27 protein-coding genes are annotated in these 24,680 nt (G+C 43.2%); 14 read left to right on the top strand and 13 right to left on the bottom strand.

The window, feature by feature from the left end:
• Positions 1-10: 10 nt before the first annotated feature.
• The 3 genes from ACWM1W_RS05620 to ACWM1W_RS05610 all read right to left on the bottom strand — a co-directional run bounded on the left by ACWM1W_RS05620 (position 11) and on the right by ACWM1W_RS05610 (position 2,225).
• Positions 11-466, bottom strand: a complete 456-nt coding sequence (locus tag ACWM1W_RS05620; RefSeq protein ID WP_214001375.1) for a SixA phosphatase family protein — start codon at positions 464-466, stop codon at positions 11-13.
• 73 nt (positions 467-539) lie between these two features.
• The gene (locus ACWM1W_RS05615; RefSeq protein WP_214001376.1) at positions 540-1,613 is read right to left on the bottom strand and encodes an NAD(P)H-dependent glycerol-3-phosphate dehydrogenase; all 1,074 of its coding nucleotides are present in this window, start codon (positions 1,611-1,613) and stop codon (positions 540-542) included.
• 33 nt (positions 1,614-1,646) lie between these two features.
• Positions 1,647-2,225, bottom strand: coding sequence for a nitroreductase family protein (locus tag ACWM1W_RS05610; protein WP_004782456.1), 579 nt, complete (start codon positions 2,223-2,225; stop codon positions 1,647-1,649).
• A 265-nt stretch (positions 2,226-2,490) separates the two neighbouring features.
• Here ACWM1W_RS05610 and ACWM1W_RS05605 point away from each other — a divergent pair, with 265 nt between their 5' ends.
• The gene (locus ACWM1W_RS05605) at positions 2,491-2,868 is read left to right on the top strand and encodes a hypothetical protein (RefSeq protein ID WP_375725705.1); all 378 of its coding nucleotides are present in this window, start codon (positions 2,491-2,493) and stop codon (positions 2,866-2,868) included.
• A gap of 62 nt (positions 2,869-2,930) precedes the next feature.
• Here ACWM1W_RS05605 and rhlB read toward each other — a convergent pair whose 3' ends face one another.
• Together rhlB and ACWM1W_RS05595 are read right to left on the bottom strand one after the other, a co-directional pair.
• Positions 2,931-4,082 carry an ATP-dependent RNA helicase RhlB gene (gene rhlB / locus ACWM1W_RS05600; RefSeq protein ID WP_004782458.1) on the bottom strand — a complete coding sequence of 384 codons (1,152 nt, stop codon included), beginning with the start codon at positions 4,080-4,082 and terminating at the stop codon, positions 2,931-2,933.
• A gap of 96 nt (positions 4,083-4,178) precedes the next feature.
• Positions 4,179-4,394 carry a cold-shock protein gene (locus tag ACWM1W_RS05595; protein WP_004782461.1) on the bottom strand — a complete coding sequence of 72 codons (216 nt, stop codon included), beginning with the start codon at positions 4,392-4,394 and terminating at the stop codon, positions 4,179-4,181.
• 384 nt (positions 4,395-4,778) lie between these two features.
• Between ACWM1W_RS05595 and ACWM1W_RS05590 the strand changes: the two genes are divergently transcribed.
• The 6 genes from ACWM1W_RS05590 to ACWM1W_RS05565 all read left to right on the top strand — a co-directional run bounded on the left by ACWM1W_RS05590 (position 4,779) and on the right by ACWM1W_RS05565 (position 8,596).
• A complete protein-coding gene (locus ACWM1W_RS05590; protein ID WP_175968201.1) occupies positions 4,779-5,012 on the top strand; it encodes a sulfurtransferase TusA family protein in 234 nt (77 codons plus the stop codon).
• Positions 5,013-5,153: 141 nt separating this feature from the next.
• Positions 5,154-6,023 (top strand): RNA polymerase sigma factor RpoH, encoded by an 870-nt coding sequence (gene rpoH, locus ACWM1W_RS05585; RefSeq protein ID WP_004782464.1) that lies wholly within the window; start codon positions 5,154-5,156, stop codon positions 6,021-6,023.
• A gap of 135 nt (positions 6,024-6,158) precedes the next feature.
• The gene (locus ACWM1W_RS05580) at positions 6,159-6,524 is read left to right on the top strand and encodes a DUF423 domain-containing protein (protein WP_214001378.1); all 366 of its coding nucleotides are present in this window, start codon (positions 6,159-6,161) and stop codon (positions 6,522-6,524) included.
• Between the two features lie 39 nt (positions 6,525-6,563).
• Complete coding sequence (gene thiS / locus ACWM1W_RS05575) at positions 6,564-6,761, top strand: sulfur carrier protein ThiS (protein ID WP_005235073.1); 198 nt, start codon at positions 6,564-6,566, stop codon at positions 6,759-6,761.
• A 17-nt stretch (positions 6,762-6,778) separates the two neighbouring features.
• The gene (locus tag ACWM1W_RS05570) at positions 6,779-7,561 is read left to right on the top strand and encodes a thiazole synthase (RefSeq protein WP_214001379.1); all 783 of its coding nucleotides are present in this window, start codon (positions 6,779-6,781) and stop codon (positions 7,559-7,561) included.
• A 309-nt stretch (positions 7,562-7,870) separates the two neighbouring features.
• Positions 7,871-8,596 carry a hypothetical protein gene (locus tag ACWM1W_RS05565; RefSeq protein WP_005235069.1) on the top strand — a complete coding sequence of 242 codons (726 nt, stop codon included), beginning with the start codon at positions 7,871-7,873 and terminating at the stop codon, positions 8,594-8,596.
• A 40-nt stretch (positions 8,597-8,636) separates the two neighbouring features.
• Here ACWM1W_RS05565 and ACWM1W_RS05560 read toward each other — a convergent pair whose 3' ends face one another.
• The 3 genes from ACWM1W_RS05560 to ACWM1W_RS05550 all read right to left on the bottom strand — a co-directional run bounded on the left by ACWM1W_RS05560 (position 8,637) and on the right by ACWM1W_RS05550 (position 10,313).
• Positions 8,637-8,948, bottom strand: coding sequence for a putative quinol monooxygenase (locus ACWM1W_RS05560; protein ID WP_005235067.1), 312 nt, complete (start codon positions 8,946-8,948; stop codon positions 8,637-8,639).
• A 15-nt stretch (positions 8,949-8,963) separates the two neighbouring features.
• Positions 8,964-9,545: an NAD(P)H-dependent oxidoreductase gene (locus ACWM1W_RS05555; RefSeq protein ID WP_005235065.1), complete on the bottom strand. Its 582-nt coding sequence runs from the start codon at positions 9,543-9,545 to the stop codon at positions 8,964-8,966.
• Between the two features lie 156 nt (positions 9,546-9,701).
• Positions 9,702-10,313, bottom strand: coding sequence for a glutathione binding-like protein (locus ACWM1W_RS05550; RefSeq protein ID WP_004782472.1), 612 nt, complete (start codon positions 10,311-10,313; stop codon positions 9,702-9,704).
• A 216-nt stretch (positions 10,314-10,529) separates the two neighbouring features.
• Here ACWM1W_RS05550 and ACWM1W_RS05545 point away from each other — a divergent pair, with 216 nt between their 5' ends.
• Both ACWM1W_RS05545 and trmB read left to right on the top strand, forming a co-directional pair.
• Positions 10,530-11,975: a SulP family inorganic anion transporter gene (locus tag ACWM1W_RS05545; protein ID WP_214001380.1), complete on the top strand. Its 1,446-nt coding sequence runs from the start codon at positions 10,530-10,532 to the stop codon at positions 11,973-11,975.
• A gap of 150 nt (positions 11,976-12,125) precedes the next feature.
• Positions 12,126-12,842 carry a tRNA (guanosine(46)-N7)-methyltransferase TrmB gene (gene trmB / locus ACWM1W_RS05540; protein ID WP_005235062.1) on the top strand — a complete coding sequence of 239 codons (717 nt, stop codon included), beginning with the start codon at positions 12,126-12,128 and terminating at the stop codon, positions 12,840-12,842.
• A gap of 43 nt (positions 12,843-12,885) precedes the next feature.
• Here trmB and ACWM1W_RS05535 read toward each other — a convergent pair whose 3' ends face one another.
• The 5 genes from ACWM1W_RS05535 to ACWM1W_RS05515 all read right to left on the bottom strand — a co-directional run bounded on the left by ACWM1W_RS05535 (position 12,886) and on the right by ACWM1W_RS05515 (position 17,941).
• Positions 12,886-13,662: a Rossmann-like and DUF2520 domain-containing protein gene (locus tag ACWM1W_RS05535; protein WP_034169997.1), complete on the bottom strand. Its 777-nt coding sequence runs from the start codon at positions 13,660-13,662 to the stop codon at positions 12,886-12,888.
• An 83-nt stretch (positions 13,663-13,745) separates the two neighbouring features.
• Entirely contained in the window at positions 13,746-14,543 is a 798-nt protein-coding gene (locus ACWM1W_RS05530) for a thioesterase family protein (protein WP_214001381.1), read from the bottom strand.
• Positions 14,544-14,605: 62 nt separating this feature from the next.
• Positions 14,606-15,277 (bottom strand): class I SAM-dependent methyltransferase, encoded by a 672-nt coding sequence (locus ACWM1W_RS05525; protein WP_005235056.1) that lies wholly within the window; start codon positions 15,275-15,277, stop codon positions 14,606-14,608.
• A 242-nt stretch (positions 15,278-15,519) separates the two neighbouring features.
• Positions 15,520-17,208: an AMP-binding protein gene (locus ACWM1W_RS05520; RefSeq protein WP_034169998.1), complete on the bottom strand. Its 1,689-nt coding sequence runs from the start codon at positions 17,206-17,208 to the stop codon at positions 15,520-15,522.
• 97 nt (positions 17,209-17,305) lie between these two features.
• Positions 17,306-17,941 (bottom strand): TetR/AcrR family transcriptional regulator, encoded by a 636-nt coding sequence (locus ACWM1W_RS05515; RefSeq protein ID WP_214001382.1) that lies wholly within the window; start codon positions 17,939-17,941, stop codon positions 17,306-17,308.
• A gap of 146 nt (positions 17,942-18,087) precedes the next feature.
• Here ACWM1W_RS05515 and ACWM1W_RS05510 point away from each other — a divergent pair, with 146 nt between their 5' ends.
• From ACWM1W_RS05510 to ACWM1W_RS05490, 5 genes are read left to right on the top strand one after another with little or no spacing between them, the layout of a single operon-like run.
• A complete protein-coding gene (locus ACWM1W_RS05510) occupies positions 18,088-19,260 on the top strand; it encodes an isovaleryl-CoA dehydrogenase (RefSeq protein WP_375725680.1) in 1,173 nt (390 codons plus the stop codon).
• A gap of 35 nt (positions 19,261-19,295) precedes the next feature.
• On the top strand, positions 19,296-20,897 hold the full coding sequence (locus ACWM1W_RS05505) for a carboxyl transferase domain-containing protein (RefSeq protein ID WP_004782485.1): 1,602 nt from the start codon (positions 19,296-19,298) through the stop codon (positions 20,895-20,897).
• A 12-nt stretch (positions 20,898-20,909) separates the two neighbouring features.
• The gene (locus ACWM1W_RS05500; RefSeq protein ID WP_180139268.1) at positions 20,910-21,704 is read left to right on the top strand and encodes an enoyl-CoA hydratase/isomerase family protein; all 795 of its coding nucleotides are present in this window, start codon (positions 20,910-20,912) and stop codon (positions 21,702-21,704) included.
• 19 nt (positions 21,705-21,723) lie between these two features.
• A complete protein-coding gene (locus ACWM1W_RS05495) occupies positions 21,724-23,718 on the top strand; it encodes an acetyl/propionyl/methylcrotonyl-CoA carboxylase subunit alpha (protein WP_214001384.1) in 1,995 nt (664 codons plus the stop codon).
• Positions 23,715-24,617, top strand: a complete 903-nt coding sequence (locus ACWM1W_RS05490; RefSeq protein WP_214001385.1) for a hydroxymethylglutaryl-CoA lyase — start codon at positions 23,715-23,717, stop codon at positions 24,615-24,617. The genes ACWM1W_RS05495 and ACWM1W_RS05490 overlap by 4 nt, the downstream gene beginning before the upstream one ends.
• Positions 24,618-24,680: the final 63 nt, after the last annotated feature.

The raw sequence follows: 24,680 nt of genomic DNA, 5'->3' as shown, positions 1-24,680 counted from the left end.
AATTGGTTTTTTATACTGTTGGAATAAAGCTTTTAACTTGTGTTGATAGACCTGGTGCAATCACGGCCTGATCATAAATACGTGCTTCTGACAAATGAAATGGATGAAAAGACTCTGTCACGAGAATGGAGGCAATATGCGCCACAACATTCATATGACAAACCACCACAATGGACTCATACGGCAGTTGTGATAACCATTCAACTGCAACTTTGGCATCATCATCAGGCTTGATGGTATTACAGATCACCACGGGTACATCTTTAAAATAGTGCTGTAAATGCGCCAGAGTTTCCTGCGCACGCAATAAAGGACTTACCACAAACACTTCCGGTTTAATGATGTCCTTTAAATACTGTGCTGTCTGTTCCGCCTGTTGATGCCCGCGCTCCGTTAGGGGACGCTTGGTATCATTCCCATTCACTGGTGGCGCGGCTTCGCCATGTCGCACTAAAGTCAGTTGCATCTTATTTCCCTATTTATTTGGTCGCTACGATCATCAGTCAGCATCATAATCATCGCGCTTCTTGTGTTATAGATCAGACTTGATGATGTGGCAAGACAAATTCGACATCACTGCGATGACCATTTTTCATCAAGGATAAAGCGATCGTCAGCGGCGGCGCTCCTTCAAAGATCACTTCATACAAAGCAGTTGTAATCGGCATATACACATCCAGCTCTTCTGAGCGTGCTTTTACCTGCACAATCGTGTTAATCCCTTCTGCCGTCTGCCCCAGTTCAGTCGTCGCCTGCTCTAGGGTTTTACCCTTACCTAATGCATAACCAACCTGATAGTTACGACTCAGCGGACTGTTACAAGTGGCAAATAGATCACCTACACCTGAAAGCCCCAGGAAAGTCAACGGGTTTGCACCTAGCTTGACTGCAAATCGGCTCATTTCTGCTAAAGCACGGGTTAGAATCATACTCTTGGTATTTTCACCGACATTATAGGCAGCCGCCATTCCCATTGCGACCGCATAAATATTTTTCAGTGCACCGCCCAGTTCTACGCCATGTACATCATCACTGGCAAAAACACGGAATAACGCACTATGGAGTGCTTGTTGCACTGCATAACGTACCAGTTCAGATTCACTGGCAATCACCGTACCTGCCGGCTGTCCTGCAACAATTTCCTTGGCCAGGTTTGGACCAGACAGCACACCATAAGGCACTTCCGGTAATTCTTCACGAATGATGTCACTCATAAAGCTGAAAGTATTGGCTTCAATCCCTTTTGTCAGGGAAATCACCGCTTGAGATGTGATAAAAGGCTTGATCTGCTGCAATACATCACGGAAAGAATGGCTTGGAATCGCGACTAGAATAATATCGCGATCACGAACAGCCTTCTCCAGATTGGACACAGCAAGCAGATTTTCTTCCAGCTTAAAATCCGGAAGATAGCGCTTATTGATATGTGTTGCATTAATATCTTCAGCTACTTCCGGGTCACGAATCCAGATCATGGTATCGCAGCCATTTCGAACCGCGGTATTGGCCATTGCAGTACCAAAACTACCACCGCCTAAAACTGTAATTCTTAAAGCCGTATTCTGGTTGACCGCAACCGGTTCAATCAAATTGGTAAAATTTAATTCTGACATCTTATTTTCTAATATCCTGTGTCTTGAAATGCCTTAGTTTTGATTCCAATAACTTACATAATTCTGGGTTTGGATTTCAGCACGTGGTGCAATCGCTTTTGCCGCCGTACCGATATAGATAATGCCAGAAACCAGATCATCTTTACCAATGCCGAGCGACTGCTTGAAAAATTTTGATTCTACCACTGCGCCACTACGCCACATGGTTGAAAAACCTTGAGCCTGTAAAGACAGCAGGAAGTTTTGAATAGCGGCACCTGAACTCAGAATCTGTTCAAAATGTGGCACTTTAGGATGATCCTGCAAACGGGTTAATGCCAGTACCAGCAAAGGTGCACGAAAAGGATGATTTTTGACCCGTTCAATCTGAGCTGATTCAGTTTGACCCAGATCTATCAGTGCTTGTGATAATAGTTCGCCAAATGCTTCACGTTGCGCATCCGGGATGATCACAAAAGTGGTAGGCTTCAATCGGTGATGATCTGGTGCTGTCAAAGCAGCTTTAAATGCCAGTTCTAACTGCTCTGCATTTGGTGCAGGTGCCAGCAAATGTCCTATTGATTGACGTTGGTGAATATTTTGATGAACGATGTCGACCACAGATTCCGTCATTGTTTTATAGATCTATAACTTAAAAACTACGGTCAAGATTAGCATATTCCACTAGTAATACTCTAGAAACTTGCAAATACCTCTACCTTGAAAATATTTAAGGAAGATTATAATATTTTCCGTGGAATCAATAAAATGCCTCTTTCATTCACTTTTCTCTTATAGAGTAACATCAAAAATTGCCAAACTTATACAACAGCTCCTAATTCTGTGCTTTTTACTGTGTTTCAATATTCCCAGTTCTGTTTTCAAGCGAGATTTTATGATGAAAAAAACAATTGCGATCAGCGGATTAGCAGCTTTAGCTCTACTTTTAACTGCCTGTGCATCTAACCCGACTTCAGTGGCGGTTCAAAAGGAAAATAATCAGTTTGAAGTAACAGGATTAGGTAAAAACCAGTTAACCTCTAAAAATAATGCAGTGAATGCCGCCAGCAAAACCTGTGGCTCCAAAGCAACTGCGATTATTCTGGATGAAAAAACTTCTTATGATGGTGCACTAAAAGGTGTAGTCGATGAACAGACCGGACAAATGATTCAGGCTGCTGCGACTGTATTAGGCAATATTGCCGGCACCAATACCGGATTGAACCAGAATGATGATTATCAGACTGTTTTAACGTTCCGTTGTGAAGCTAAATAAGCTTCAACATGTGCAACAATAAAAAAACCGCTCTTTAAGAGCGGTTTTTTTTGCAATTTAGATTAGCAATAACCTTCCAAACGGGTCAGCGGTAATTTCTGTCCAATCGCTTTTTCAATCTCTGGCAGATAGAAGGCATCATCTTCAGCCAGGAAACTGATACTTACACCACGCGTTCCCGCACGACCGGTACGACCAATACGGTGTACATAATCATCTGACTGTTCAGGCAAAGTAAAGTTAATCACATGAGATACGCCGTCTACATGAATACCACGACCGGCAACGTCTGTCGCAATCATGATGTTATGTTTACCATTTTTGAATTGGTCTAACATTTTCAGACGTTTGTCTTGAGCAATTTCACCTGACAACATTACCACCTTATAACCATCACGTTTTAAATGATCATACAGCTTACGCACCTGATCACGACGGTTAGCGAAAATCATGACTTTCTCAATCGGTTCATCACGCAGAATGTCTTGCAGCAATTTATATTTATCTGCCTTCGCGACCATATACACACGCTGTTCAACGTCGGCATTGGTTTTCTTTTCCGGCTCAATTTCAACAGTCACCGGTTCAAATAACCATTGTTGTGCCAGATTCAACACATCATAGCTAAAGGTTGCAGAGAACATCAGCGTCTGGCGCTGTTCTTTACGTGGCGAGAAACGCACGATACGTTTTACTGATGGAATAAAGCCCATATCTAGTAAACGGTCGGCTTCATCAATCACTAGGAATTCAATCTGGTCTAGCCAAACTTCTTTTTGCTCGACAAAGTCAATCAGACGCCCTGGCGTTGCCACCATGATATCGACTGGCGCTTTATCCAATTGAGCTTTCTGCTTGTCAAAATCTACACCACCCAGAAGTGTTACGACACTTAGATCCGTAAATTTAGTCAGCTCATGCGCGTCGCTTTCAATCTGTAATGCCAGCTCACGAGTCGGTGCCAGAATCAAAGCACGCGGTTCACCACGATAACGCTGTTCTTTTACCGGATTATTCAGCAAATCATTAATCACGCTAATCAGGAATGCGGCAGTTTTACCCGTACCCGTTTGTGCACGACCAATAGCATCATGTCCTGCCAAGGTGAATTTTAAAACCTTCTGCTGAATCGGCGTCATCGACGTAAAACCTAAAGCATCAATTGCCTTTTTCAGTTGGGGATGTAAATTTAAGGTTTCAAAACCAGATGACATAAAGCACTGCTCTAATTTGATAATCACTAAGATAGAATAGTATAAACAAAAAACGCCCCAATTTATATTGAGGCGTTTATTAGCTTAATCCGAAGATTAGTCTAATGGTTGAACTTCTTCAGCTTGGAAGCCTTTTTGGCCTTTAACTACACTGAATTCAACACGTTGGCCGTCACGAAGTGAACGGTGGCCTTCGCCTTGGATTGCACGGAAATGAACGAATACGTCATCACCGCCGTTGCGTTGAATAAAGCCGAAGCCTTTAGTGTCGTTGAACCATTTAACTACGCCTTGTTCACGAGCAGCTGTCATAAGTTAATCCTCATTGATACTAAAAAAAGGACCACCCGGTGTTGCAAACAGCAGAGCAAACAAGTTTGAAAATATTATTTTTAAGCTTGTAATCATTCTGTAAAACTATTAACAAAATCCCGGTTACATCCATTGTGTATAGGGCGAAAAACAATCAATTTGTTTATCTGAAATCCTAAATACACAACGAGCTTAACATGGGTTTATGACAATTAATAGATATTTTTTAGCTTTGTTCCTTTTGATTTAGTTATTTTTTTCACAATATATATCAGAAAAATTATATATATTATTTCATGTAACTTTTTAGCCAAATAGTTGGGTTTTGGCATCCTATTTGCTAATATTTATAGCCTTTTTTTTTGCGATATGAATAAAACGGAAATGAGTGATAACCACGGTCAAGCGCATATTATAGATGCCATGGGTAAACCCTGTCCGATGCCGCTCCTGATGTTAAAGCGTGCATTAAAAGCAGATCAGGGCAAAACATTCTTGCTAAAGTCATCAGATCCACATAGTCAAACTGATGTTACACGGTATTGCCAAATGCATCAGTTAAAATGCGAATCTCAACAGATTTCTGCAACCGAGTATCACTACCTGATTGAATCTTAAAAATTTTCAATTAAACTGGATGCTCCCCATACTCGTATAAAAGTTTACATTTCTCTACCCAAATATTCATTATTTGAGGATAGTTTGGATTAAGATAAAACCTAGTTAAGGGTTAAATCCCCCGCACTTCAAGGAGAACACATGAGTGACAGCCGCAATCAATTGATGCCTCTGTCATTATCGGCGCCAGGTGTCAATCTTGGTGCTTATATTAGCACTGTCAATCAAATTCCTATTTTAACGGCCGAACAAGAAAAAGAGTTGGCCGAACGCTATTACTACGACCAAGACTTGGACGCAGCAAAAATGCTGGTTATGTCTCATTTGCGTTTCGTGGTGCATATTGCACGTAGTTATGCAGGTTATGGCCTGCCTCAAGGTGACCTGATTCAGGAAGGCAACCTTGGCCTGATGAAAGCCGTTAAACGTTTTGACCCGAGTATGGGCGTACGTCTGGTGTCATTTGCGGTGCACTGGATCAAAGCTGAAATTCATGAATATGTAATTCGTAACTGGCGTATTGTCAAAATTGCGACTACTAAAGCGCAACGTAAACTGTTCTTCAATTTACGTAGCCTGAAAAAGTCTTCTAAAAAGTTAACGCTTGAAGAAGCCCAGTCGATTGCCAATGACCTGAATGTAACGCCAGAACAGGTTCTGGAAATGGAAGGCCGATTGACTGCTTATGATGCGGCATTTGAAGCATCAGGTGACGATGATGATGAAAATTCAACTCACGTTGCTCCAGCACTATATCTGGAAGACAACCGTTATGACCCGGCACGTCTGATTGAAAATGAAGACTATGAGGAACAAAGCACCTCTGCCCTGCATGAAGCAATGGAACAGCTAGATGACCGTTCCCGCAATATCTTGCAGCGTCGCTGGCTGGATGATGAAAAATCAACCTTGCATGAACTGGCAGCTGAATATAATGTTTCCGCCGAACGTATTCGTCAGCTTGAAAAGAATGCAATGGAAAAAATCAAAGTGGCAATGTCTTCAAACTGATGTATTGAATTAATAAGCTACTAATCTTAAAAAAAGCCTTCATGTATGAAGGCTTTTTTGTCTTTTAATGCCGTGTTTCAGCCTTGGCTTTTATGTTAAGGTTAAGCGCAAACTTTATTGGGAAGATCAATTCAAATGTGGATTGCGATTTCAGCACTTAATCTTGCGCTTGCAGTCATGCTCGGTGCATTCGGTGCCCATGGTTTAAAGACTCGAGCAACTGAAGCACAGTTGACCTGGTGGCAAACGGCCACAGATTATTTCTTCTACCATGCTCTTGGCTTACTTATTGTGGCAGTGATCAGCCGAGTGATTCCTGAATTGCCAATCAAATGGAGTTTTCTCCTGATTCAGGCGGGGATTTTCCTGTTCTGTGGCTCACTCTATATCATGGCACTAGGTCTGCCGCGCGGTTTAGGTGCAATTACGCCAATTGGTGGTGCCTTAATGATTGCTGGCTGGTTAATTTTGGCCTGGAATGCCGTAAAATACCTCAAATAGGTCTGATGCTTTAATCAATAATCATGGAGGGTTGCCAAGATGCTGGTATATATCAATGGCGAACAACAAGAAACTCAATGCAAGAACCTGCTGGAACTGGTTCAAAGTCTGGCGCTTGAGGGTAAGCGCTTTGCTGTTGAGGTAAATGAAATGATTATTTCTAAAAGCAGATTGGGTGAAACGCCCATTTGCGAAGCGGACAAAATAGAAATTATTCACGCAGTCGGTGGCGGCTAATAACACTTGGAACAATTATGCAAGATTTATTACAGATCGGTTCACGCCAATTCCAGTCTCGTCTCTTAGTAGGCACAGGCAAATATAAAGATTTAAATGAAACAGATCAGGCCATTCAGGCCAGCGGTGCAGAAATTGTAACGGTTGCTATTCGCCGGGTGAATATTGGTCAGCATCCGGACCAACCAAACCTACTTTCAGTGGTTCCACCAGAAAAATACACCATTTTGCCAAATACAGCAGGCTGTTTTGATGCCAATAGCGCAGTACGCACCTGTATGCTGGCACGTGAACTGTTGGATGGTCATAACTTGGTAAAACTGGAAGTTCTGGGTGATGAAAAGACGCTTTATCCAAATATTACTGAAACCTTGAAAGCAGCGCGTACCCTGATCGATGACGGTTTTGAAATCATGGTCTATACCTCAGATGATCCGATCGTAGCACAAGAACTGGAAAGTATGGGCTGCGTAGCAATCATGCCTTTGGGGAGCCTGATCGGTTCTGGTCTGGGGATTCTGAATCCACATACAATTTCGATCATTAAAGAAAATGCCAAAGTGCCTGTGCTGGTTGATGCGGGTGTCGGTACAGCCAGTGATGCAGCGATTGCCATGGAACTGGGCTGTGACGGCGTACTAATGAATACGGCGATTGCAGCAGCACAAAATCCGGTCTTAATGGCCTCTGCGATGCGTAAAGCGGTTGAAGCTGGTCGTGAAGCATTCCTTGCCGGCCGTATGCCATGCAAACGCATGGCCAATGCCAGCTCACCTGAAACCGGTTATTTCTTTAAATAATAATCAGGGCTAGAAGCTTAAAAGATTATTTGAATCATATCGATCTGTTCAGGAGTTTCTAGCAAACTCCTGAACTTTTAAATTTAGATACCCAAGTTAAATTTGAAGATTGAATATTAAAAGTTCACTTCTTGGTTTAGACAAATTTGAATAGGAACTTCAAATCCCCATAGTTGAATTTATAAAAAAGCTTTAAAGTTCACCATAAATATCTATCCAATATTCAAAGAAATGACTTAACCTTGTTGGCTAAACTTATTACTCAGCTTTGACCATCAAAAAAATTATAAATAAAAGGAATTTAAACCGATGCTTCATCAGATCAAACTGCCTTTCCTATTTAGCACCCTGCTGTGTATAGCATTTACACAAAATGCATGTGCAAAACCTCAGACAGATAGTTCTTTCAAATCAAGCTATCAATCTTTTATTCCGAAAAACTGGAAAGTTCTAGAAAAAACGCAAGGCGATTTAAATCAGGACGGTCAAGCAGATCTCGCGCTGATTATTGAAGATACTAATCCCGAAAACCTTGTTGCAAATGCAGGTGTAGGCAATCATGTTCTGAATACCAACAAACGAAAACTTTTGATTTTATTCAAGCAAGAAAGTGGTTATCAGCTTGCAGCTAGCAATACTACTTTGCCAAACGAAGGTGATGTTGAATCACCTTGTCTCGCTGATCCACTTGGTGAATCCGAAGCCTTAAGCATTCAAAAAGGTGTACTTCGGGTTCATTTATATTACTGGCTAAGCTGTGGTTCATGGTATGTCACCAATCATACTTATACATTCCGATACCAAAATAATGCTTTTAAGCTGATCGGCTATGATGTAGATGATTTTCACCGTGCTTCGGGTGAGAGTACAGCACTAAGCATTAACTTTTTAACAGGCAAGGTAAAAACTACAACAGATGAAAATGAATTTGCAGAACAGACGCAACCTGCCAAAGTTCAATGGTCCACTTTAAAACACCGCTACGCACTAAAATTTGAACAGGTTCAATTTAATCAGCCACAAGAGTTCAAATAAAATTAAATATCACAAACTCTTTCAAACTGAGAATTACAGCTTAAAGTGCTTCTAAAATTCGGATCTTTACACTCGCAACCGCACCTTGAGTGGCTTTAGCATGTTGCTGCATATTTACACTATGCATATGGGTTTCCAGATGCTGAATACTTTCCCATTTTTCAAACATCATGATTGAAAAAGGCACTTTGGTCTGTAATCGGCTCTCAATCTCTGGATGATCAATATAAACATCATAAAGATGACAGCCTGGCTCTTGTAATACCTGTGCGCGGATGTTGTTAAATGAATCCAGCACTGTTTTCATATCTTGTTCCGAATGACAAATGATTTCAGCAATAACGGTTAGCATGGTCATATCTCCTGGTTAAGCAAAAATTTGAATTAAATGTTCACGATACTGTGTAATATACGCTTCAACTTCAGGGGCTTTAATTACATCATTCACAATAAATGTCGGTAAAGCCTGCATCCCCAAGAATTGGTTGGCTTTATGAAAAGGTAGGTAAACGCCATCTACACCCACGCCATGAAAAAACTGCTCGGTATCCGTAAACGCATCCATCGGTGCATTCCAGGTAAGAGATAACATATAGTTTTTATCGTGAATCAGGCCACCTGAGCCGTATTGTTTTGAAGCATCTGAACGTGAGCGACCATCATTTGCATATAGGCTGCCATGCCCTTCGGTAAAAACATCATCAATATACTTTTTCACTGGCCACGGCGCACCCATCCACCAGCCTGGCATTTGGTAAATGACCGTATCTGCCCAAAGATATTTTTCCACTTCTGCTTTTGCATTATATTCACTATCAGCACGAGTCACCTGAACCTGATGCCCCAGCTTTGTTAATACTTCTTGAGCCAGTTCGGCCAAAGTATCATTTAACTGACCATTTGAATGGGCGAAAGCTTTTGCGCCGTTAATTAATAGAATATTTTTCATGGAAAGAACCTGAAACCAAAAATTTATACGGGCACTATATAGATTCTGCTTATTGCTAAAAAGCAGTGATTTTGCAAATCATTATTGACTAAATATCAACAATTACTTTGGAAGGAATAAAAAAGCGCCCTACGGCGCTTTTTCAAAATTTTGTGATTAAGGGATTAAACCTTCATCACGCATTGCAATCTGTACAGATTGACGTTCTGCAACCTTATTGCGGATATGAATAATATTTTTATATGGACTCAGATCATGTTCAATCTGGTTCGACCAGTTGGTCAGAACAAATAGGTAAGCATCTGCCGGACCGAAATTATCATCGACCAGATAATCATTGTCCGATTCACCAATGGCCTTATCGATATAACTCAATAAACGGTCAATTTCTGCATATGCTTTTTCTTTGGCTTCATCTGATAATTTTCCTGTGAAGAAGACAGCATAAGCATCATGCAGTTCTGAGTTGAGATAACCTAACCACTCCAGCACTTTGGCACGTCCCATGCCAGAAGGAGGAATCAGATCTTGTTTTGGATCGTGTTGAGCAAGAAACGGTAAAATTGCAACATTTTCTGTAAGAATTAAACCCGGATTAATTTCTAGTGCTGGGACATAACCCTTTGGGTTAATTTCGTAATAATCTGCACCTTTTTCTGTTTTATGGGTTTTTAAGTCAACACGTTCCAAATCAAAATCGACATTAATTTCATTTAAAATAATATGAGCTGCCAAAGAGCATGCGCCTGGCGAATAGTAAAGCTTCATTTCTGATCCTTGTTATACACTTCTCAATGTTTTAAATCGCTTCTGACAAACTTTCAAGTGATCAAACCTGTAAATTGCAAAAAAGCGTAACTGTGATTCGGCACAGTTACATATCCAATATTGAGGAATTTACAGGCTTTTGCAAGTCAATCTTGTGTAGATTTTTATCTGTATCTGTTTAAGATACGCAGGTTCTCAAAATTTAGATGATATTTCGTGATTAACCTGAAAAAAGAAGAATGGTTTTCCAATATCCGGACTGATGTGCTGGCAGGTCTGGTGGTTGGACTGGCCCTGATTCCTGAATCTATTGCTTTTTCTGCGATTGCAGGTGTTGATCCGCAAGTCGGCTTGTATGCCTCTTTCTGTATTGCGGTGTCCATTGCCTTTTTCGGTGGCCGTCCTGCCATGATCTCTGCGGCGACTGGTGCAATGGCGCTACTGATGATTACGCTGGTCAAGGATCATGGTTTGCAATATCTGCTTGCAGCCACAATTCTGACCGGGATTATTCAGGTGATTGCGGGCTTTTTTAAAGTTGCCAAGCTGATGCGTTTTGTGTCGCAGGCTGTGGTATATGGTTTCTTGAATGCCCTCGCGATCCTGATTTTTGTGGCACAAATCCCGGAAATTAACCGGATGGACAGTACGGGTTATCTGTTCATTTTAGTAGGTTTGATAATTATCTATCTGTTTCCTTATATACCGAAAATCGGTAAAGCGATTCCATCGCCTCTGATCTGTATCGTCGTGCTGAGCGCACTTGCGTTATTGCTTGGTGCAGATATGCGTACTGTGAGCGATCTGGGACAGTTTCCAGATACCCTACCCGTCTTTCTTCTTCCAGAAATTCCACTGAATCTGGAAACCTTGCAGATTATCCTGCCTTATTCCTTTACTTTAGCCACTGTAGGTCTGCTTGAAAGTATGATGACGACTACAGTGATTGATGAAGTTACCGGAACTGAAGGTGACCGCCATCGGGAATGTCGTGGTCAGGGTATGGCCAATATTGTCAGCGGTTTTATGGGCGGAATGGCCGGTTGTGCCATGATTGGTCAGTCGATTATCAATGTCTCTTCAGGTGCACGTACCCGTTTATCCACTTTGGTGGCTGGCGTGTTTTTGCTGTGTCTGGTAGTCTTCCTGAAAGACTGGCTGGCTTATATTCCAATGGCTGCGCTGGTTGCTATTATGATTATGGTGTCATTTACCACCTTCCAGTGGGGTGCAATCAAACAGTTTGGCAAGCATCCGCTAGAATTTAATACCGTGATGATTGCTGTGATAACTGTCGTGCTTGCTACTCATAATCTGGCGCTCGGTGTATTTGTCGGTGTATTGCTCTCTGCTTTGTTCTTTATTAATAAGCTAGAAAGAACTGTACATGTCTCGACTTATTTGCATAAGCCTAATTCACGTAGCTATAAAATTTCTGGACAGATCTTTTTCAGTAGTACAGAAAAGTTCTACCAGTTTTTTGATTTTAAAGAAAAGCCGGATCATGTTGAGCTGGATCTGACCCATGCACATATCTGGGATGTGACTTCAGTAAATATGCTCAATAATGTCATCCAGAAGTTTAAAGCCCAAGGCATAGACGTGACCGTAATTGGTTTAAATGAAGCCAGTAGCACTTTGATCGACCGTTTTAGTACCTGATCAAGCTTGATCTATAAAAGAGCCAACTGGCTCTTTTATTTTGCCTGGGATCTCTGGCTCGATTTTTATGGAGAAATACCGAGAAAAGTTTGACTTGCACCGCTCAGGACTTAAAATACCGCATTCTGAATTTTTAGATTTGCCAAAATTATGTCGAACGATCAATTAGACCAGCAAGTCGTGGAGCTGGACAATTTAAGCGAGCACCGTGAAATTGTGACGTTTATGCGCCGCTCAGCGCCATTAAATACCTCTCAACGTACTGCGCTTGAACAATATGGTCACTTAATTTTGGAATATCCGGTAGGTGATTTGCGTCAGTATTTTGAACATCCTGAACGTCCGCTGACTGTAGAAATCGGTTTTGGTATGGGCCGCTCTCTGGTACTCATGGCTAAAGCGAATCCAGAGCGTAACTTTGTCGGAATTGAAGTGCATGTACCGGGTATTGCGCAGTGCGTGTATGAAGCAGGTATGGCGGGCGTGACTAATTTACGTGTACTGGATGCTGATGCGATTCAGGTGCTTCGTGAAATGCCAGACAATAGCATTAACACCGTTCAGTTGTACTTCCCTGACCCATGGCAGAAAAAACGTCACTTTAAACGCCGTTTTGTATCTCATGACCGCATGTCATTGGTTGAGCAAAAACTGGAACTTGGCGGTACTTTCCATGCTGCAACAGACTGGGAACCGTATGCTGAGTGGATGCTGGAAGTTCTGGAAGAACGTCCACGTTTAGAAAATCTGGCGGATAAAGGCAACAGCTATCCTCGCCCTGAATGGCGTCCACAAACCAAGTTTGAGCGTCGCGGAATCGAAGCTGGCCACAAGATTAATGACTTTATCTTTAAGAAAATTTCTTAATATCTATAAGTCTAAAAAGCGCTGATTATTCAGCGCTTTTTTATTAGCTATGATGGCGTTCTAAAATCTGCTGACTGAGTAATTTATACACACCTGCCAAGTCTTGTCGTTGAGATTGCTCTAGCATCTGCTGATGCATATTCAGAATATTCTGATCACCACGCATCGCAGGTCCCGTCTGTCCTTGGCGAGGATCATTTTGCGTCGCCTTATTGGCTGTTTCCAGAATCAATGGATAAAGCAGGCTAAAATCTACCTGTTGTGCATCTACCACCTGCTTAGCCATGTCATAACAGTAATTGCTAAAATTGCAGGCAAACACAGCAGCCAGATGCAAGCTCAAACGTTGGTCCGAACTATATTGATAAACTCTTTTGCTTAGGCTATTTGCTAAATGGGTTAAGATTTCTTGATCTGTTGGGTCAGATGCTTCAATAAATAAAGGCGTATTTTCCCAGTCGATTTCACGTTCCAGACTAAAGGTTTGCAATGGATAAAAGACGCCAGACTTTGCATGTATATCTGCTAGAACATTCAGGTGAGTACTACCCGAAGTATGGACAATCAGCACATCTTGCAAATAAGAATGGACTTGTCTGATGACATTAGCAATTGATTGATCACTCACGGCAATGATGATCAAATCTATATTCTGATTCAGATTCTCAGGTTGAGCGATAGCTTGCGCTTTAAATCGATTAGCCAGTTGCTGTGCTTTATCCAGAGTCCGGCTGTAGATCTGTACAATTTCATGTTGTGCTGACAATACACGGGCAAGATGATAAGCCACTCGTCCTGCCCCAATGATACTAATCCGCATTCATCAATATTCCTGAACCATTGCGCACAGCATGCCAATAAAAAAAGGATGAATCAATTCATCCTTTTGCTTTTGAATCGGATTTAGAATTTACGTAAGGTCAGAATCTGTTCACTGCGACCGAAAGGCCCGTGAATATCATGCAGCACACCGCTGGTGAGACCAATCCCATCTTCACCATACTGTTGCACTACTTCCAGCCCCAGCCATTCACCTTGCGGCAGACGGTGCATATGAATCTGTAAATCCAGATTTGGAAATCCCCAGCCCGCATTTGGATCCTGACGCGGCACAATGCCATTGGCCGTATCTACCATACCAAGTAAACGACTAAAATCTGTAGTCGGTTGTCCTTCGACCATATCCAGTGAATTTCTGAGCCAGACAATGCCTTTGCCTGCTCGATGATCAGGATGTGCACGGGTTTCAATACTTTGAATATAACCACCCGGCCAGCAACTCATACCCTCCCAAACCGGTAAAAACTCAGGGCTTTCAATCGGAAAATCTTCGATACCTGCAATGGCCCGGCTATCCGAAGTCAGCATCCTCCAGGCACGAGCAACGATACAGGTTTTTCCATTGGCACACATTTCCGCCTCAATCAGTTCAATAGTTTTGCCAGGACGGATCATGCGCGTAGTAATAGAAAACTCACCAAATGCAATCAGTCCAAAAATATCCAGTCCAACCCGGCCAATACGCATTTCTGATCTAGGCTGAAACTGTTCTAGTTCAACACATAGAATACCGGTTGCCGGTGCCATGTGCTGTTCATGAGGATTCCACGCACCTTGAGCATGAATATTGGAACAATAATAGGCAGTAGTACTGCCATCTGCATGCTGTTCGCGCTGGATCAAACTATAATATGCTGACATTCTTCTTAAACTTCCTTGATTATTCTCTTAAACTTTAAAATTCATATAAGGTTTCATGATCTTTATTTTCTGAGTAAAAAACCACAATAATTCATAATTTGACTATAAATTTTGTGTTGTTTAAATCCGACTTTTGTTAAAAGTTCATTTAAATTTTCTACTGAAATCAGGAAAAAGTCCTGCTGCAATCTGGCCATCATATTTTCGCTTTGCTGCACACTAAGTCCGGTTTGTTGTGCCATTTTTTGCATTACCTTTAATTCATTCTCACCTTCAGGCTGCATCAGATCATAGGTCAATACGATCCCGCCAGTTTTAAGGCTGTGATAGATATCCTGAAAAAAATCAGATTTCTGAGGTTCAGGAATAAAATGGGCGACTAAAATAGCGAGTGCAGCATCGTAAGTATTTTGCTGATCCAGTTCTTGAGTGGTGCACTGTATAAACTGAACTCGTTGTTCAACTCCAATAGAAGCCAGATGCTTCCTTGCCTGCCCAAGCATCGCAGCGGAAGGATCAATCGCAGTAAATGTCCAGTTTGGATGCTGCTGCAATAAATAAGATAGCTCATAACCCGTCCCGCAGCCCACTACCAAAATATGAGCGGTTTCCGGGAGTTCAGTGCTGAGAATTGCTTCAATCTGCTGATGCACCAGTTCATATCCGGGAATCAGTTTGCGGATATGATCGTCATAGCTGGCGACCACGACTTCACTGTGAAAGTTTTTTGCCATCTGTTTACTCTGATTTATATAGAAATAAATTTTTATCTATTTAAAGAAATTGCTAAATACATGACCTCAATTTGCAAGATGGATTCTTCTTCCATTGTGCAGGTGCTTCGTTACTTTGACTGGGCAAAGTAACCAAACCCTTCTGTTTCATTGATATGGCATCCTTGCCATACAATGAAACGGCGGCATCCATGCCGCCAGGTCATCTGATCAAATACTATTTAAACTTAGCTTTAATTAATTTAAGCAATCTCTTTTAAATTTAATTCTTCACGCATAAATTCACGCAACTTGAACTTCTGTGCCTTACCTGAAGCTGTCATCGGGAATTCATGGAAGAAACGCACATAACGCGGCACTTTATTGTGAGAAATATGCTCAGCACAATATTGGCGGATGGCCTCTTCGGTACATGGGTCATTTTCATGCAGGATAATGCAAGCACAAAGCTCTTCACCATATTTATGGTCTGGCACGCCAATCACCTGTACATCTGAAACCGCTGGATGGGTATAAAGGAAATCTTCAATTTCTTTCGGGAATAGATTTTCACCGCCACGAATGACCACATCCTTGATACGACCCTTGATTTTGACAAAGCCTTCATCATCCATTTCCGCAATATCACCAGTATGCATCCAGCGCGCAGCATCAATGACTTCCTGGGTCTTGTCCTGATCTTCCCAATAACCCAGCATCACGGAATAACCACGCACACACAGTTCACCCAATTGACCGCGCGGCACCACCTTGCCATTTTCATCGACAATTTTAACTTCCAGATGCGGATGGACACGGCCAACTGTACTCACACGACGTTCAACACTGTCTTCTGTTGAACTTTGGGCACTTACCGGTGCTGTTTCAGTCATGCCATAACAGATGGTAATTTCAGACATATGCATTCGCTCTATTACACGCTGCATAATTTCCTGTGGACATGGACTACCCGCCATAATGCCGGTACGCAGGCTAGACAGATCAAAATCGTCAAACTGTTCATGTTCTAGCACAGCAATAAACATGGTCGGTACACCATAAGCTGCCGTACATTTTTCTTGTTGAATGGCTTTTAAGGTTTCCAGCGGATTAAATACGGCAGATGGATAGATCATGGCTGAACCATGGGTAATACAAGCCAGATTACCCATTACCATGCCAAAGCAGTGGAATAATGGAACAGAAATACAGACACGGTCTTCTGGAGTTAAGTGAATCGCTTCACCCACAAAGTAACCATTATTTAAAATATTGTTATGGGTCAGCATCGTACCCTTAGGGTTACCTGTGGTGCCTGACGTAAACTGGATATTAATGGTTTCATCGAACTGCAAATCAGTGGAGATCTGTTGCAGCTGTTCCAGCTCTTGAGCACTTGGTATAGGCATTAAATCCTGAAAACGATGAATACCCGTATGCTGCTGCTCATCAATTTTAATGACATGCTTTAAATGTGGTAGACGCTCTGCATTCAGTAATTTATTTTCAGCCTGTTTTAATTCAGGCGCAATTTTGGTCAGAATTTCCTGATAGTCCGTTGTTTTAAACTGCGATGCAATAACCAGTCCCTTACAGGACACTTTATTCAAAACATATTCCAGCTCATTGCTTTTATAGGCTGGATTCAGGTTAACCAGAATAATGCCTGCCTTGAAAGCTGCGAATTGGGTAATAGTCCATTCCACACAGTTCGGCGACCAGATCGCCAGACGGTCACCTTTTTGCATACCCAATTTCAGCAGCTGACAGGCAAAGGCATTGACCTGATCCTGTAGCTGCCGATAACTCAGGCGTATGTTCTGATGCATGCTGACGACTGCATCGCGATCTGCATATTGCTCGCAAGCCTGATCAAATTTTTCACCAATCGTCATGCCCAATAAAGGCTGGCTGCTGGTTCCATAGGCATAGCTTAACCGTACTTGTGTCATTGAATCGATCTCCTTGATTCTTTGTAATTCTGATTTTCAACTTTACTAATTGTTTTATGACCACGACGACCTTGTCTATGTGCCTGTTTTTGTGTGTTTATGCTGCTGAATTCCCCTCCTGTCGATGTACTGCGTTAACACAAAAATCGGCAATCTGTTTGACAAAGTGATCCTTGTAGTTCTGATCAAACATCACATTACGGGACGGATTCAAAGGTTCAATCACGACAAAGGTCATGGCACCGACCACACCCAAAGCTGCCGTATTTAAATCTTCAAACTCGAACTCTCCATTCACCTTTCCTTCGGCCAGGATTTCCTTAATGCTTTGTTTAAGCAGCTGTTTACTGCGAAAACGCTCATGTTCCATTTCCGGATCAACCGGTTCAAACATAAGTGAATACGCCAACTGGGGGCTATTCATGGCACGTTTCACAAAAATTGTAACAGATTTTTGCAATTTCAGTTTTGGCGACAAATCCGACCCAGCAATGGAAACAAGAATTCCCACTTCATGCTGAATCGCTGCCGACAAAACCTCAATCAAAATCTGGCTTTTGTTTTCAAAATATCGATATACCAGCCCTGTAGAAACGCCTGCGCGTTCTGCAATCGCCTGAATCGACGCCTCTTTAAAGCCCCCTTGAGTAATCAGTTCACGAGCAGACTGTAAAATCGACAAACGATTTTGTTCCATTCGTTCCTGCATCAGTGATGATCTTTTATAACTCATAATCTTATTCTCAACCAGATAAAATGAATTGTAAATCATTTTGTGAATATAGGTTCACTTTTTTAATTTTTCGTTGTATGTTAAAAAAACAAGCACAACAAAAATGCTTTTGGACACAACAAATATAATCTCAGGATGGATGAAGAATGAATTTACAAAGCTTAGATTTCGGTTTAGATGAAACTCTTATTGCGCTTCGTGATTCAGTGGCCGCTTTTTGCGCCAAGGAAATTGCCCCAATTGCCCAGCAAGTTGACCGTGACAATGAATTCCCGGCTCACCTCTGGAAAAAATTTGGTGATATGGGCCTACTTGGTTTAACGGTCAGTGAGGAATATGGCGGTACCAATCTGGGGTATCTGGCCCATATTATTGCCATGCAAGAAATTTCCCGTGCTTCAGCATCCATTGGTTTGTCCTATGGCGCCCATTCTAACCTATGTGTAAACCAAATTAAGCGAAATGGTAATGAAGAACAAAAGCAGCGTTATCTGCCAAAACTGATTTCTGGTGAATATGTCGGTGCATTAGCAATGTCTGAGCCGAATGCCGGATCAGATGTGGTCAGCATGAAACTGAAAGCTGAAGACAAAGGCGATTATTATCTACTCAACGGTTCCAAGATGTGGATCACTAACGGCGGTGATGCCGATGTACTCGTCGTCTATGCCAAAACCGATTTACAAGCTGGCGCCAAAGGCATGACCGCCTTCCTGGTTGAGAAAAATATGCCAGGTTTTAGTCACGGCACCCACTTAGACAAACTGGGTATGCGCGGTTCCAATACTTATCCCCTGTTTTTTGACAATGTCGAAGTTCCGAAAGAAAACGTGCTTGGCGGTGTCGGCAATGGAACTAAAGTGCTGATGAGTGGTCTGGACTACGAACGTGCGGTTCTGAGTGCTGGCCCACTGGGCATTATGGATGCCTGCATGGATACCGTGATTCCTTATATTCATGACCGTAAACAGTTTGGTCAGGCACTGGGTGAATTCCAGTTGATGCAAGGCAAAATTGCTGACATGTACTCTACCTGGCTGGCGAGTAAGGCACTGGTGTATGCCGTTGGTGCTGAATGTGACAAGGCCGATCATAGCCGTAGCCTGCGTAAAGACGCTGCCAGTGCCATTTTATATGCCGCTGAAAAAGCGACCTGGATGGCGGGTGAAACTATTCAGACTCTAGGTGGTAACGGTTATATCAATGAATTTGCTGCAGGCCGTTTATGGCGCGATGCCAAACTCTATGAAATTGGTGCCGGAACTTCTGAAATCCGCCGCATGCTCATTGGCCGTGAGCTCTTCAACGAAACAGCCTAAACATTAACACTTAGAATAAAACAAGGATGTTCGTCATGAATCAGTTACAGAGCAAAATCAATATACGTAGTGAAGAATTTAAGACCAACCAGGCTGCCATGCTGCAACTGGTCGATGATCTGAAACAAAAAGTAGAAAAAATTGCCTTGGGTGGCGGAGAAACTGCCCGCCAGAAACATCTGGATCGCGGCAAATTACTGCCGCGTGAACGGATTAATCATTTAATTGATCCAGGCACGGCTTTTCTGGAAATCGGTCAACTGGCTGCCTATCAGGTTTATCAGGATGATGTTCCTGCAGCAGGCGTGGTCGCAGGTGTGGGGCAGGTCAATGGTGTGACCTGCATGATCGTGGCCAATGATGCCACAGTCAAAGGCGGTACTTATTATCCCCTTACGGTAAAAAAGCATTTACGTGCCCAGGAAATTGCCGAGCAGAATCATTTGCCATGTATTTATCTGGTGGATTCTGGTGGTGCTTATCTGCCTTTACAGGATGAAGTCTTCCCGGATCGTGATCACTTCGGTCGTATCTTTTACAATCAGGCACGTATGTCGAGTCTGGGTATTGCCCAGATTGCAGTGGTAATGGGTAGCTGTACGGCAGGTGGTGCTTATGTGCCAGCGATGTCAGATGAAACCATTATTGTGCGTAATCAAGGCACGATTTTCCTCGGCGGCCCTCCTCTGGTGAAAGCGGCAACCGGTGAAGTGGTTTCTAGTGAAGACTTAGGTGGTGGTGATGTACATACCCGTTTATCTGGGGTTGCCGATCATCTGGCAGAAAATGATGAACACGCAATTGCCATTGCCCGCAACATTGTGGCGAACCTGAACAAAAAGCCAAATAAAACTGCAGATGAAATCGAAGCACCGCGTTTTGACAGTTCAGAGCTGTACGGCATTGTGCCAAGCGATGCACGTAAACCGTTTGATATCCGTGAAGTGATTGCGCGTATTGTCGACGGTTCACGCTTTGACGAATTCAAGGCACGCTTTGGGACTACCCTGGTCACTGGCTTTGCCAAGCTCTATGGAATGCCAGTTGGAATTATTGCCAACAATGGAATTTTATTCTCTGAGTCTGCACAAAAAGGCGCGCATTTTATTGAACTATGTACCCAGCGCAATATTCCGCTGATCTTCCTGCAAAACATCACCGGCTTTATGGTGGGTCGTCAGTATGAAAATGAAGGTATTGCTAAAAATGGTGCCAAGCTGGTGATGGCCGTCGCGACAGCCAATGTGCCTAAACTGACTCTGGTGATTGGCGGTTCTTTTGGTGCCGGTAACTATGGTATGTGTGGCCGTGCTTACTCGCCACGCTTTATGTGGACCTGGCCAAACTCACGTATTTCGGTGATGGGCGGTGAACAGGCCTCTAGCGTATTGTCGACTTTGAAACGCGATCAGATTGAGCAAAAAGGTGGAACCTGGTCAGCTGAAGAAGAAGACCAGTTTAAACAGCCAATTCGTGACCAATATGAACGCCAAGGCCATCCTTATTATGCTTCTGCGCGTTTATGGGATGACGGTGTCATTGATCCAGCGCAATCGCGTGAAGTCCTGGCCCTAAGTCTGGCTGCAGCGATGAATGCACCAATCCAGCCAACCAAATTCGGCGTGTTCCGCATGTAAGAGGTGACAAAAATGGACTATCAATTTTTACAGCTCGAACAGCAGAATCAGGTAGCAACGGTCTGGATTAACCGGGCTGAACTGCATAATGCGTTTAATACCCAGGTCATTGAAGAGCTACATGCCTGTTTCCAGTCTTTAAATCAGCGTGATGACGTACGCGTGGTGATTCTGGCAGGCCGAGGCAAAAGCTTCTCTGCGGGTGCAGATCTGAACTGGATGAAACAGGCCGGTCAGGCCTCACAGGCAGACAATGAAGCCGATGCTCTCAAACTGGCAAAAATGTTGCAAAGTCTGGCGACATTAAAACAACCGACGATTGCCCGTGTCCATGGAATTGCTTTTGGCGGCGGTATGGGACTGGCATCCGCTTGTGATATCTGTATCGCCAGCACTGATGCCAAGTTTGCAACGTCTGAAGTACGTTTAGGATTAGCCCCTTCGACCATTAGTCCGTATGTGATTCGTGCGATTGGCGCCCGTCAGGCGTCACGTTATTTCCTGACTGCTGAGCGAATCTCAGCTGAACAGGCGAAAACCATTGGTCTGGCACATGAAGTGACTGCACCAGAACAGCTCGACAGCAAAATTGATGAGATTGTGGAAGCGCTCTTACTCGGTGGACCAGCAGCGCAAAACGCTTCAAAACAGCTGATTCAACTGGTTGATCAGCAAGTTCTGACTGAAGATCTGCTGCTTAAAACCGCACAGCATATTGCCCATGTTCGCCAGGGAGATGAGGCGAAAAATGGACTGAATGCATTTTTAAACAAACAAAGCCCGGCCTGGATCAAGACCACGGCATAACAACAAGAAGGATCGTAGGATGTTTGAAAAGATTTTAATTGCCAACCGTGGTGAAATTGCCTGTCGTGTAATTCGTACAGCGAAAAAGTTAGGCATCGCTACTGTTGCCGTATATTCCGATGCCGATGCACAGGCACAGCATGTCAAACTGGCAGATGAAGCCATCCATATTGGTGAATCGCCTGCTGCACAAAGTTATTTACAGATTGAACGTATTATTCAGGCAGCTAAAACTACCGGTGCTCAGGCCATTCATCCAGGTTATGGTTTCCTGTCTGAAAATGACCAGTTTGCCCTGGCCTGTCAGGACAACAATATTGTCTTTATTGGTCCGCCAGTGGATGCAATCTTAGCAATGGGTCTGAAAGCGACCTCTAAAGCACTGATGGAAAAAGCCGGTGTACCGTTAACTCCAGGCTATCATGGTACCAATCAGGATGCGGATTTCCTGAAACAGCAGGTAGACAGTATTGGCTATCCGGTACTGATCAAGGCTAGTGCTGGTGGTGGCGGTAAAGGCATGCGTCTGGTCGAGCGTAGTGAAGATTTCCTCAGTTCACTCGCTTCATGTAAAAGCGAAGCACGTTCCAGCTTCGGCAATGAAGATGTGCTGATTGAACGCTATGTCGTGCAGCCACGTCATATTGAAGTTCAGGTCTTTGGTGATACACATGGCAATTATGTGCATCTGTTTGAACGTGATTGCTCCGTGCAGCGTCGTCACCAGAAAGTTCTGGAAGAAGCACCAGCACCTAAAATGCCAGAAGACAAACTTGAAGCGATGCGCCAAGCCGCGATTGATGCTGCACGTGCCGTGAATTATGTTGGTGCGGGTACAGTCGAGTTCATCGTTGAACAAGATGGTACTGCCTACTTCATGGAAATGAATACCCGTCTACAGGTTGAGCATCCAGTCACTGAAATGATCACCGGTCAGGATCTGGTGGAATGGCAGCTACGTGTCGCGTTCGGTGAGCCTTTACCGAAACAGCAACATGAATTACAGATACACGGTCATGCGCTCGAAGCACGTGTCTATGCTGAAGAACCAGAAAAAGGTTTTATTCCTGCCATCGGTCAGATCAGCTATTTGCACTATCCAGAACAAAATGACAGCGTGCGTGTGGATAGTGGCATTGTCGAAGGTGATGAAATCAGCACCTATTATGATCCGATGATTGCCAAACTGATTGTTTGGGGCAAAAACCGTGAAGCGGCTTTAACCCAGATGCATCACGCCTTGGGTCAGTTCCATGTCGATGGACTCGGGAATAACATCGCTTTTCTTGATCGCTTAGTATTATGTGACTCATTTAAAAATGCCCATCTCGATACTGGCCTGATTCAACGCGAAGAAGAGTTCCTACTCAAACCATCTGCTGATATCAGCGCAGAATTAGTGGTCAGTGCCGCCTTGGTTGAACTGTTATCTCGTCTGGCTCAAAACCCGACGAGCAATAATCCTGTCTGGCAGCAAAAAGCATTTTGGCGTCTGAATCAGCAAAATAGCTACACAATCAAATTACAATGTAATGACGTTTTACGTGTGGTGAGCTTTAAAGCGCTAGAAAATAGCTTCCTGGCAAACCATGAAGGCCAGACACTCAATATCCAAGGTGAACTGCTCGATCAACACCTACTCCAGTTAAATCTTGCAGGTCAACAGCAGAAACTGGCATTTAGTCAGACTGAACATGGCATTACCCTGTTCCAGAATGGGCAAAGTTACAAGTTTACTTATCTGAAGTCTGATTTTAATGGCCAGGATGAACAAGGCACTGAAAACAATCTGACTGCACCAATGCCAGGTGTGATTACTCAGGTTCTGGTTGCGGCAAATGACAAAGTGAAAAAAGACGATGTACTGCTGACTTTGGAAGCAATGAAGATCGAATATACCATTCGCGCTCCGCATGATGGCATTATCGCAAACTCATACTTTCAAAAAGGTGACCAGGTTAAAGCTGGCGATGAACTGGTAGAGTTCCAGCCTCTAGCGGAGGAAGTTGCATGACAGATTTCGTTAAAATCGTAGAAGTCGGGCCACGCGATGGTCTGCAAAACGAAAAAACACCTTTAACACTAGATGACCGCAAAAACCTGATTCTGGATTTGATGAAAACAGGTTTACAGGCAATTGAAGTCGGTTCCTGTGTTTCAGCCAAATGGGTCCCACAGATGGCAGATAGCGATGTGCTATTTGCCAGCTTGCCTAAAGATCCGAATATCCAGTTCAGTTTACTGACGCCAAATATGAAAGGTTTTGAATCAGCGCTGGCTGTGGGTTGTAAAGAAGTTGCGGTATTTACCGCAGCTTCTGAAAGCTTTACTCGTAAGAACATCAACTGCTCTATTGATGAAAGCTTTAAAAAGTTTGCAGATGTGATGGCAGCTGCCAAAGCTAATGATGTCAAGGTTCGTGGCTATGTCTCTTGTATGGTGGACTGCCCTTATGAAGGTGCAATTGATCCGAAGCAGGTCGTAAAAGTTACGCAGCGCTTACTAGATATGGGCTGCTATGAAGTATCACTGGGTGAAACCATTGGTACGGCAACTCCAGATCGCGTGAAGAACGTCTGGGATGCGTGTCTTTCAGAAATTGATAGTAAAGCGCTGGCTGGCCATTTTCATAATACCTATGGCATGGCCATCGCTAATATTTACCAGTCACTATTACAAGGTATTCGGGTATTTGACTCCTCTATTGCCGGCCTCGGTGGCTGTCCTTATGCCAAAGGTGCTTCCGGCAATGTTTCAACTGAAGACCTGTATTACCTGCTCTCCAAGATGGGCTTTGAAACCGGTATTCAACTGGATACTCTGATGCAGACCAGCCGTAATATCAGTGAGGTTCTACAACGCAATAATCCCTCCAATTATGCCAATGCCTATTGGCAAAAAGCCTGTGCTTAAAAACTTGAAATAGCCGGACACTCTATAAGTCCTCATGGATAGAAATCAGCAGATCTTTAAATA

The organism is Acinetobacter sp. TW_SC_4, from assembly GCF_054861205.1.
This window is presented reverse-complemented; position numbering and strand designations above follow the sequence as displayed.

What these genes read in the sequence shown, in the direction of transcription:
- rhlB (WP_004782458.1), bottom strand. Translation starts at nt 4,082, where the DNA reads ATGTCATCTGGTTTTGAAACCTTAAATTTACATCCCCAACTGAAAAAG.
- ACWM1W_RS05555 (WP_005235065.1), bottom strand. Translation starts at nt 9,545, where the DNA reads ATGAAAAATATTCTATTAATTAACGGCGCAAAAGCTTTCGCCCATTCA.
- ACWM1W_RS05495 (WP_214001384.1), top strand. Translation starts at nt 21,724, where the DNA reads ATGTTTGAAAAGATTTTAATTGCCAACCGTGGTGAAATTGCCTGTCGT.
- ACWM1W_RS05570 (WP_214001379.1), top strand. Translation starts at nt 6,779, where the DNA reads ATGCAAGATTTATTACAGATCGGTTCACGCCAATTCCAGTCTCGTCTC.
- ACWM1W_RS05610 (WP_004782456.1), bottom strand. Translation starts at nt 2,225, where the DNA reads ATGACGGAATCTGTGGTCGACATCGTTCATCAAAATATTCACCAACGT.
- ACWM1W_RS05565 (WP_005235069.1), top strand. Translation starts at nt 7,871, where the DNA reads ATGCTTCATCAGATCAAACTGCCTTTCCTATTTAGCACCCTGCTGTGT.
- ACWM1W_RS05500 (WP_180139268.1), top strand. Translation starts at nt 20,910, where the DNA reads ATGGACTATCAATTTTTACAGCTCGAACAGCAGAATCAGGTAGCAACG.
- trmB (WP_005235062.1), top strand. Translation starts at nt 12,126, where the DNA reads ATGTCGAACGATCAATTAGACCAGCAAGTCGTGGAGCTGGACAATTTA.
- ACWM1W_RS05515 (WP_214001382.1), bottom strand. Translation starts at nt 17,941, where the DNA reads ATGAGTTATAAAAGATCATCACTGATGCAGGAACGAATGGAACAAAAT.
- ACWM1W_RS05560 (WP_005235067.1), bottom strand. Translation starts at nt 8,948, where the DNA reads ATGCTAACCGTTATTGCTGAAATCATTTGTCATTCGGAACAAGATATG.
- ACWM1W_RS05520 (WP_034169998.1), bottom strand. Translation starts at nt 17,208, where the DNA reads ATGACACAAGTACGGTTAAGCTATGCCTATGGAACCAGCAGCCAGCCT.
- ACWM1W_RS05535 (WP_034169997.1), bottom strand. Translation starts at nt 13,662, where the DNA reads ATGCGGATTAGTATCATTGGGGCAGGACGAGTGGCTTATCATCTTGCC.
- ACWM1W_RS05525 (WP_005235056.1), bottom strand. Translation starts at nt 15,277, where the DNA reads ATGGCAAAAAACTTTCACAGTGAAGTCGTGGTCGCCAGCTATGACGAT.
- ACWM1W_RS05590 (WP_175968201.1), top strand. Translation starts at nt 4,779, where the DNA reads ATGAGTGATAACCACGGTCAAGCGCATATTATAGATGCCATGGGTAAA.
- ACWM1W_RS05620 (WP_214001375.1), bottom strand. Translation starts at nt 466, where the DNA reads ATGCAACTGACTTTAGTGCGACATGGCGAAGCCGCGCCACCAGTGAAT.
- ACWM1W_RS05530 (WP_214001381.1), bottom strand. Translation starts at nt 14,543, where the DNA reads ATGTCAGCATATTATAGTTTGATCCAGCGCGAACAGCATGCAGATGGC.
- rpoH (WP_004782464.1), top strand. Translation starts at nt 5,154, where the DNA reads ATGAGTGACAGCCGCAATCAATTGATGCCTCTGTCATTATCGGCGCCA.
- ACWM1W_RS05510 (WP_375725680.1), top strand. Translation starts at nt 18,088, where the DNA reads ATGAATTTACAAAGCTTAGATTTCGGTTTAGATGAAACTCTTATTGCG.
- ACWM1W_RS05615 (WP_214001376.1), bottom strand. Translation starts at nt 1,613, where the DNA reads ATGTCAGAATTAAATTTTACCAATTTGATTGAACCGGTTGCGGTCAAC.
- ACWM1W_RS05505 (WP_004782485.1), top strand. Translation starts at nt 19,296, where the DNA reads ATGAATCAGTTACAGAGCAAAATCAATATACGTAGTGAAGAATTTAAG.
- ACWM1W_RS05580 (WP_214001378.1), top strand. Translation starts at nt 6,159, where the DNA reads ATGTGGATTGCGATTTCAGCACTTAATCTTGCGCTTGCAGTCATGCTC.
- ACWM1W_RS05605 (WP_375725705.1), top strand. Translation starts at nt 2,491, where the DNA reads ATGAAAAAAACAATTGCGATCAGCGGATTAGCAGCTTTAGCTCTACTT.
- thiS (WP_005235073.1), top strand. Translation starts at nt 6,564, where the DNA reads ATGCTGGTATATATCAATGGCGAACAACAAGAAACTCAATGCAAGAAC.
- ACWM1W_RS05550 (WP_004782472.1), bottom strand. Translation starts at nt 10,313, where the DNA reads ATGAAGCTTTACTATTCGCCAGGCGCATGCTCTTTGGCAGCTCATATT.
- ACWM1W_RS05595 (WP_004782461.1), bottom strand. Translation starts at nt 4,394, where the DNA reads ATGACAGCTGCTCGTGAACAAGGCGTAGTTAAATGGTTCAACGACACT.
- ACWM1W_RS05490 (WP_214001385.1), top strand. Translation starts at nt 23,715, where the DNA reads ATGACAGATTTCGTTAAAATCGTAGAAGTCGGGCCACGCGATGGTCTG.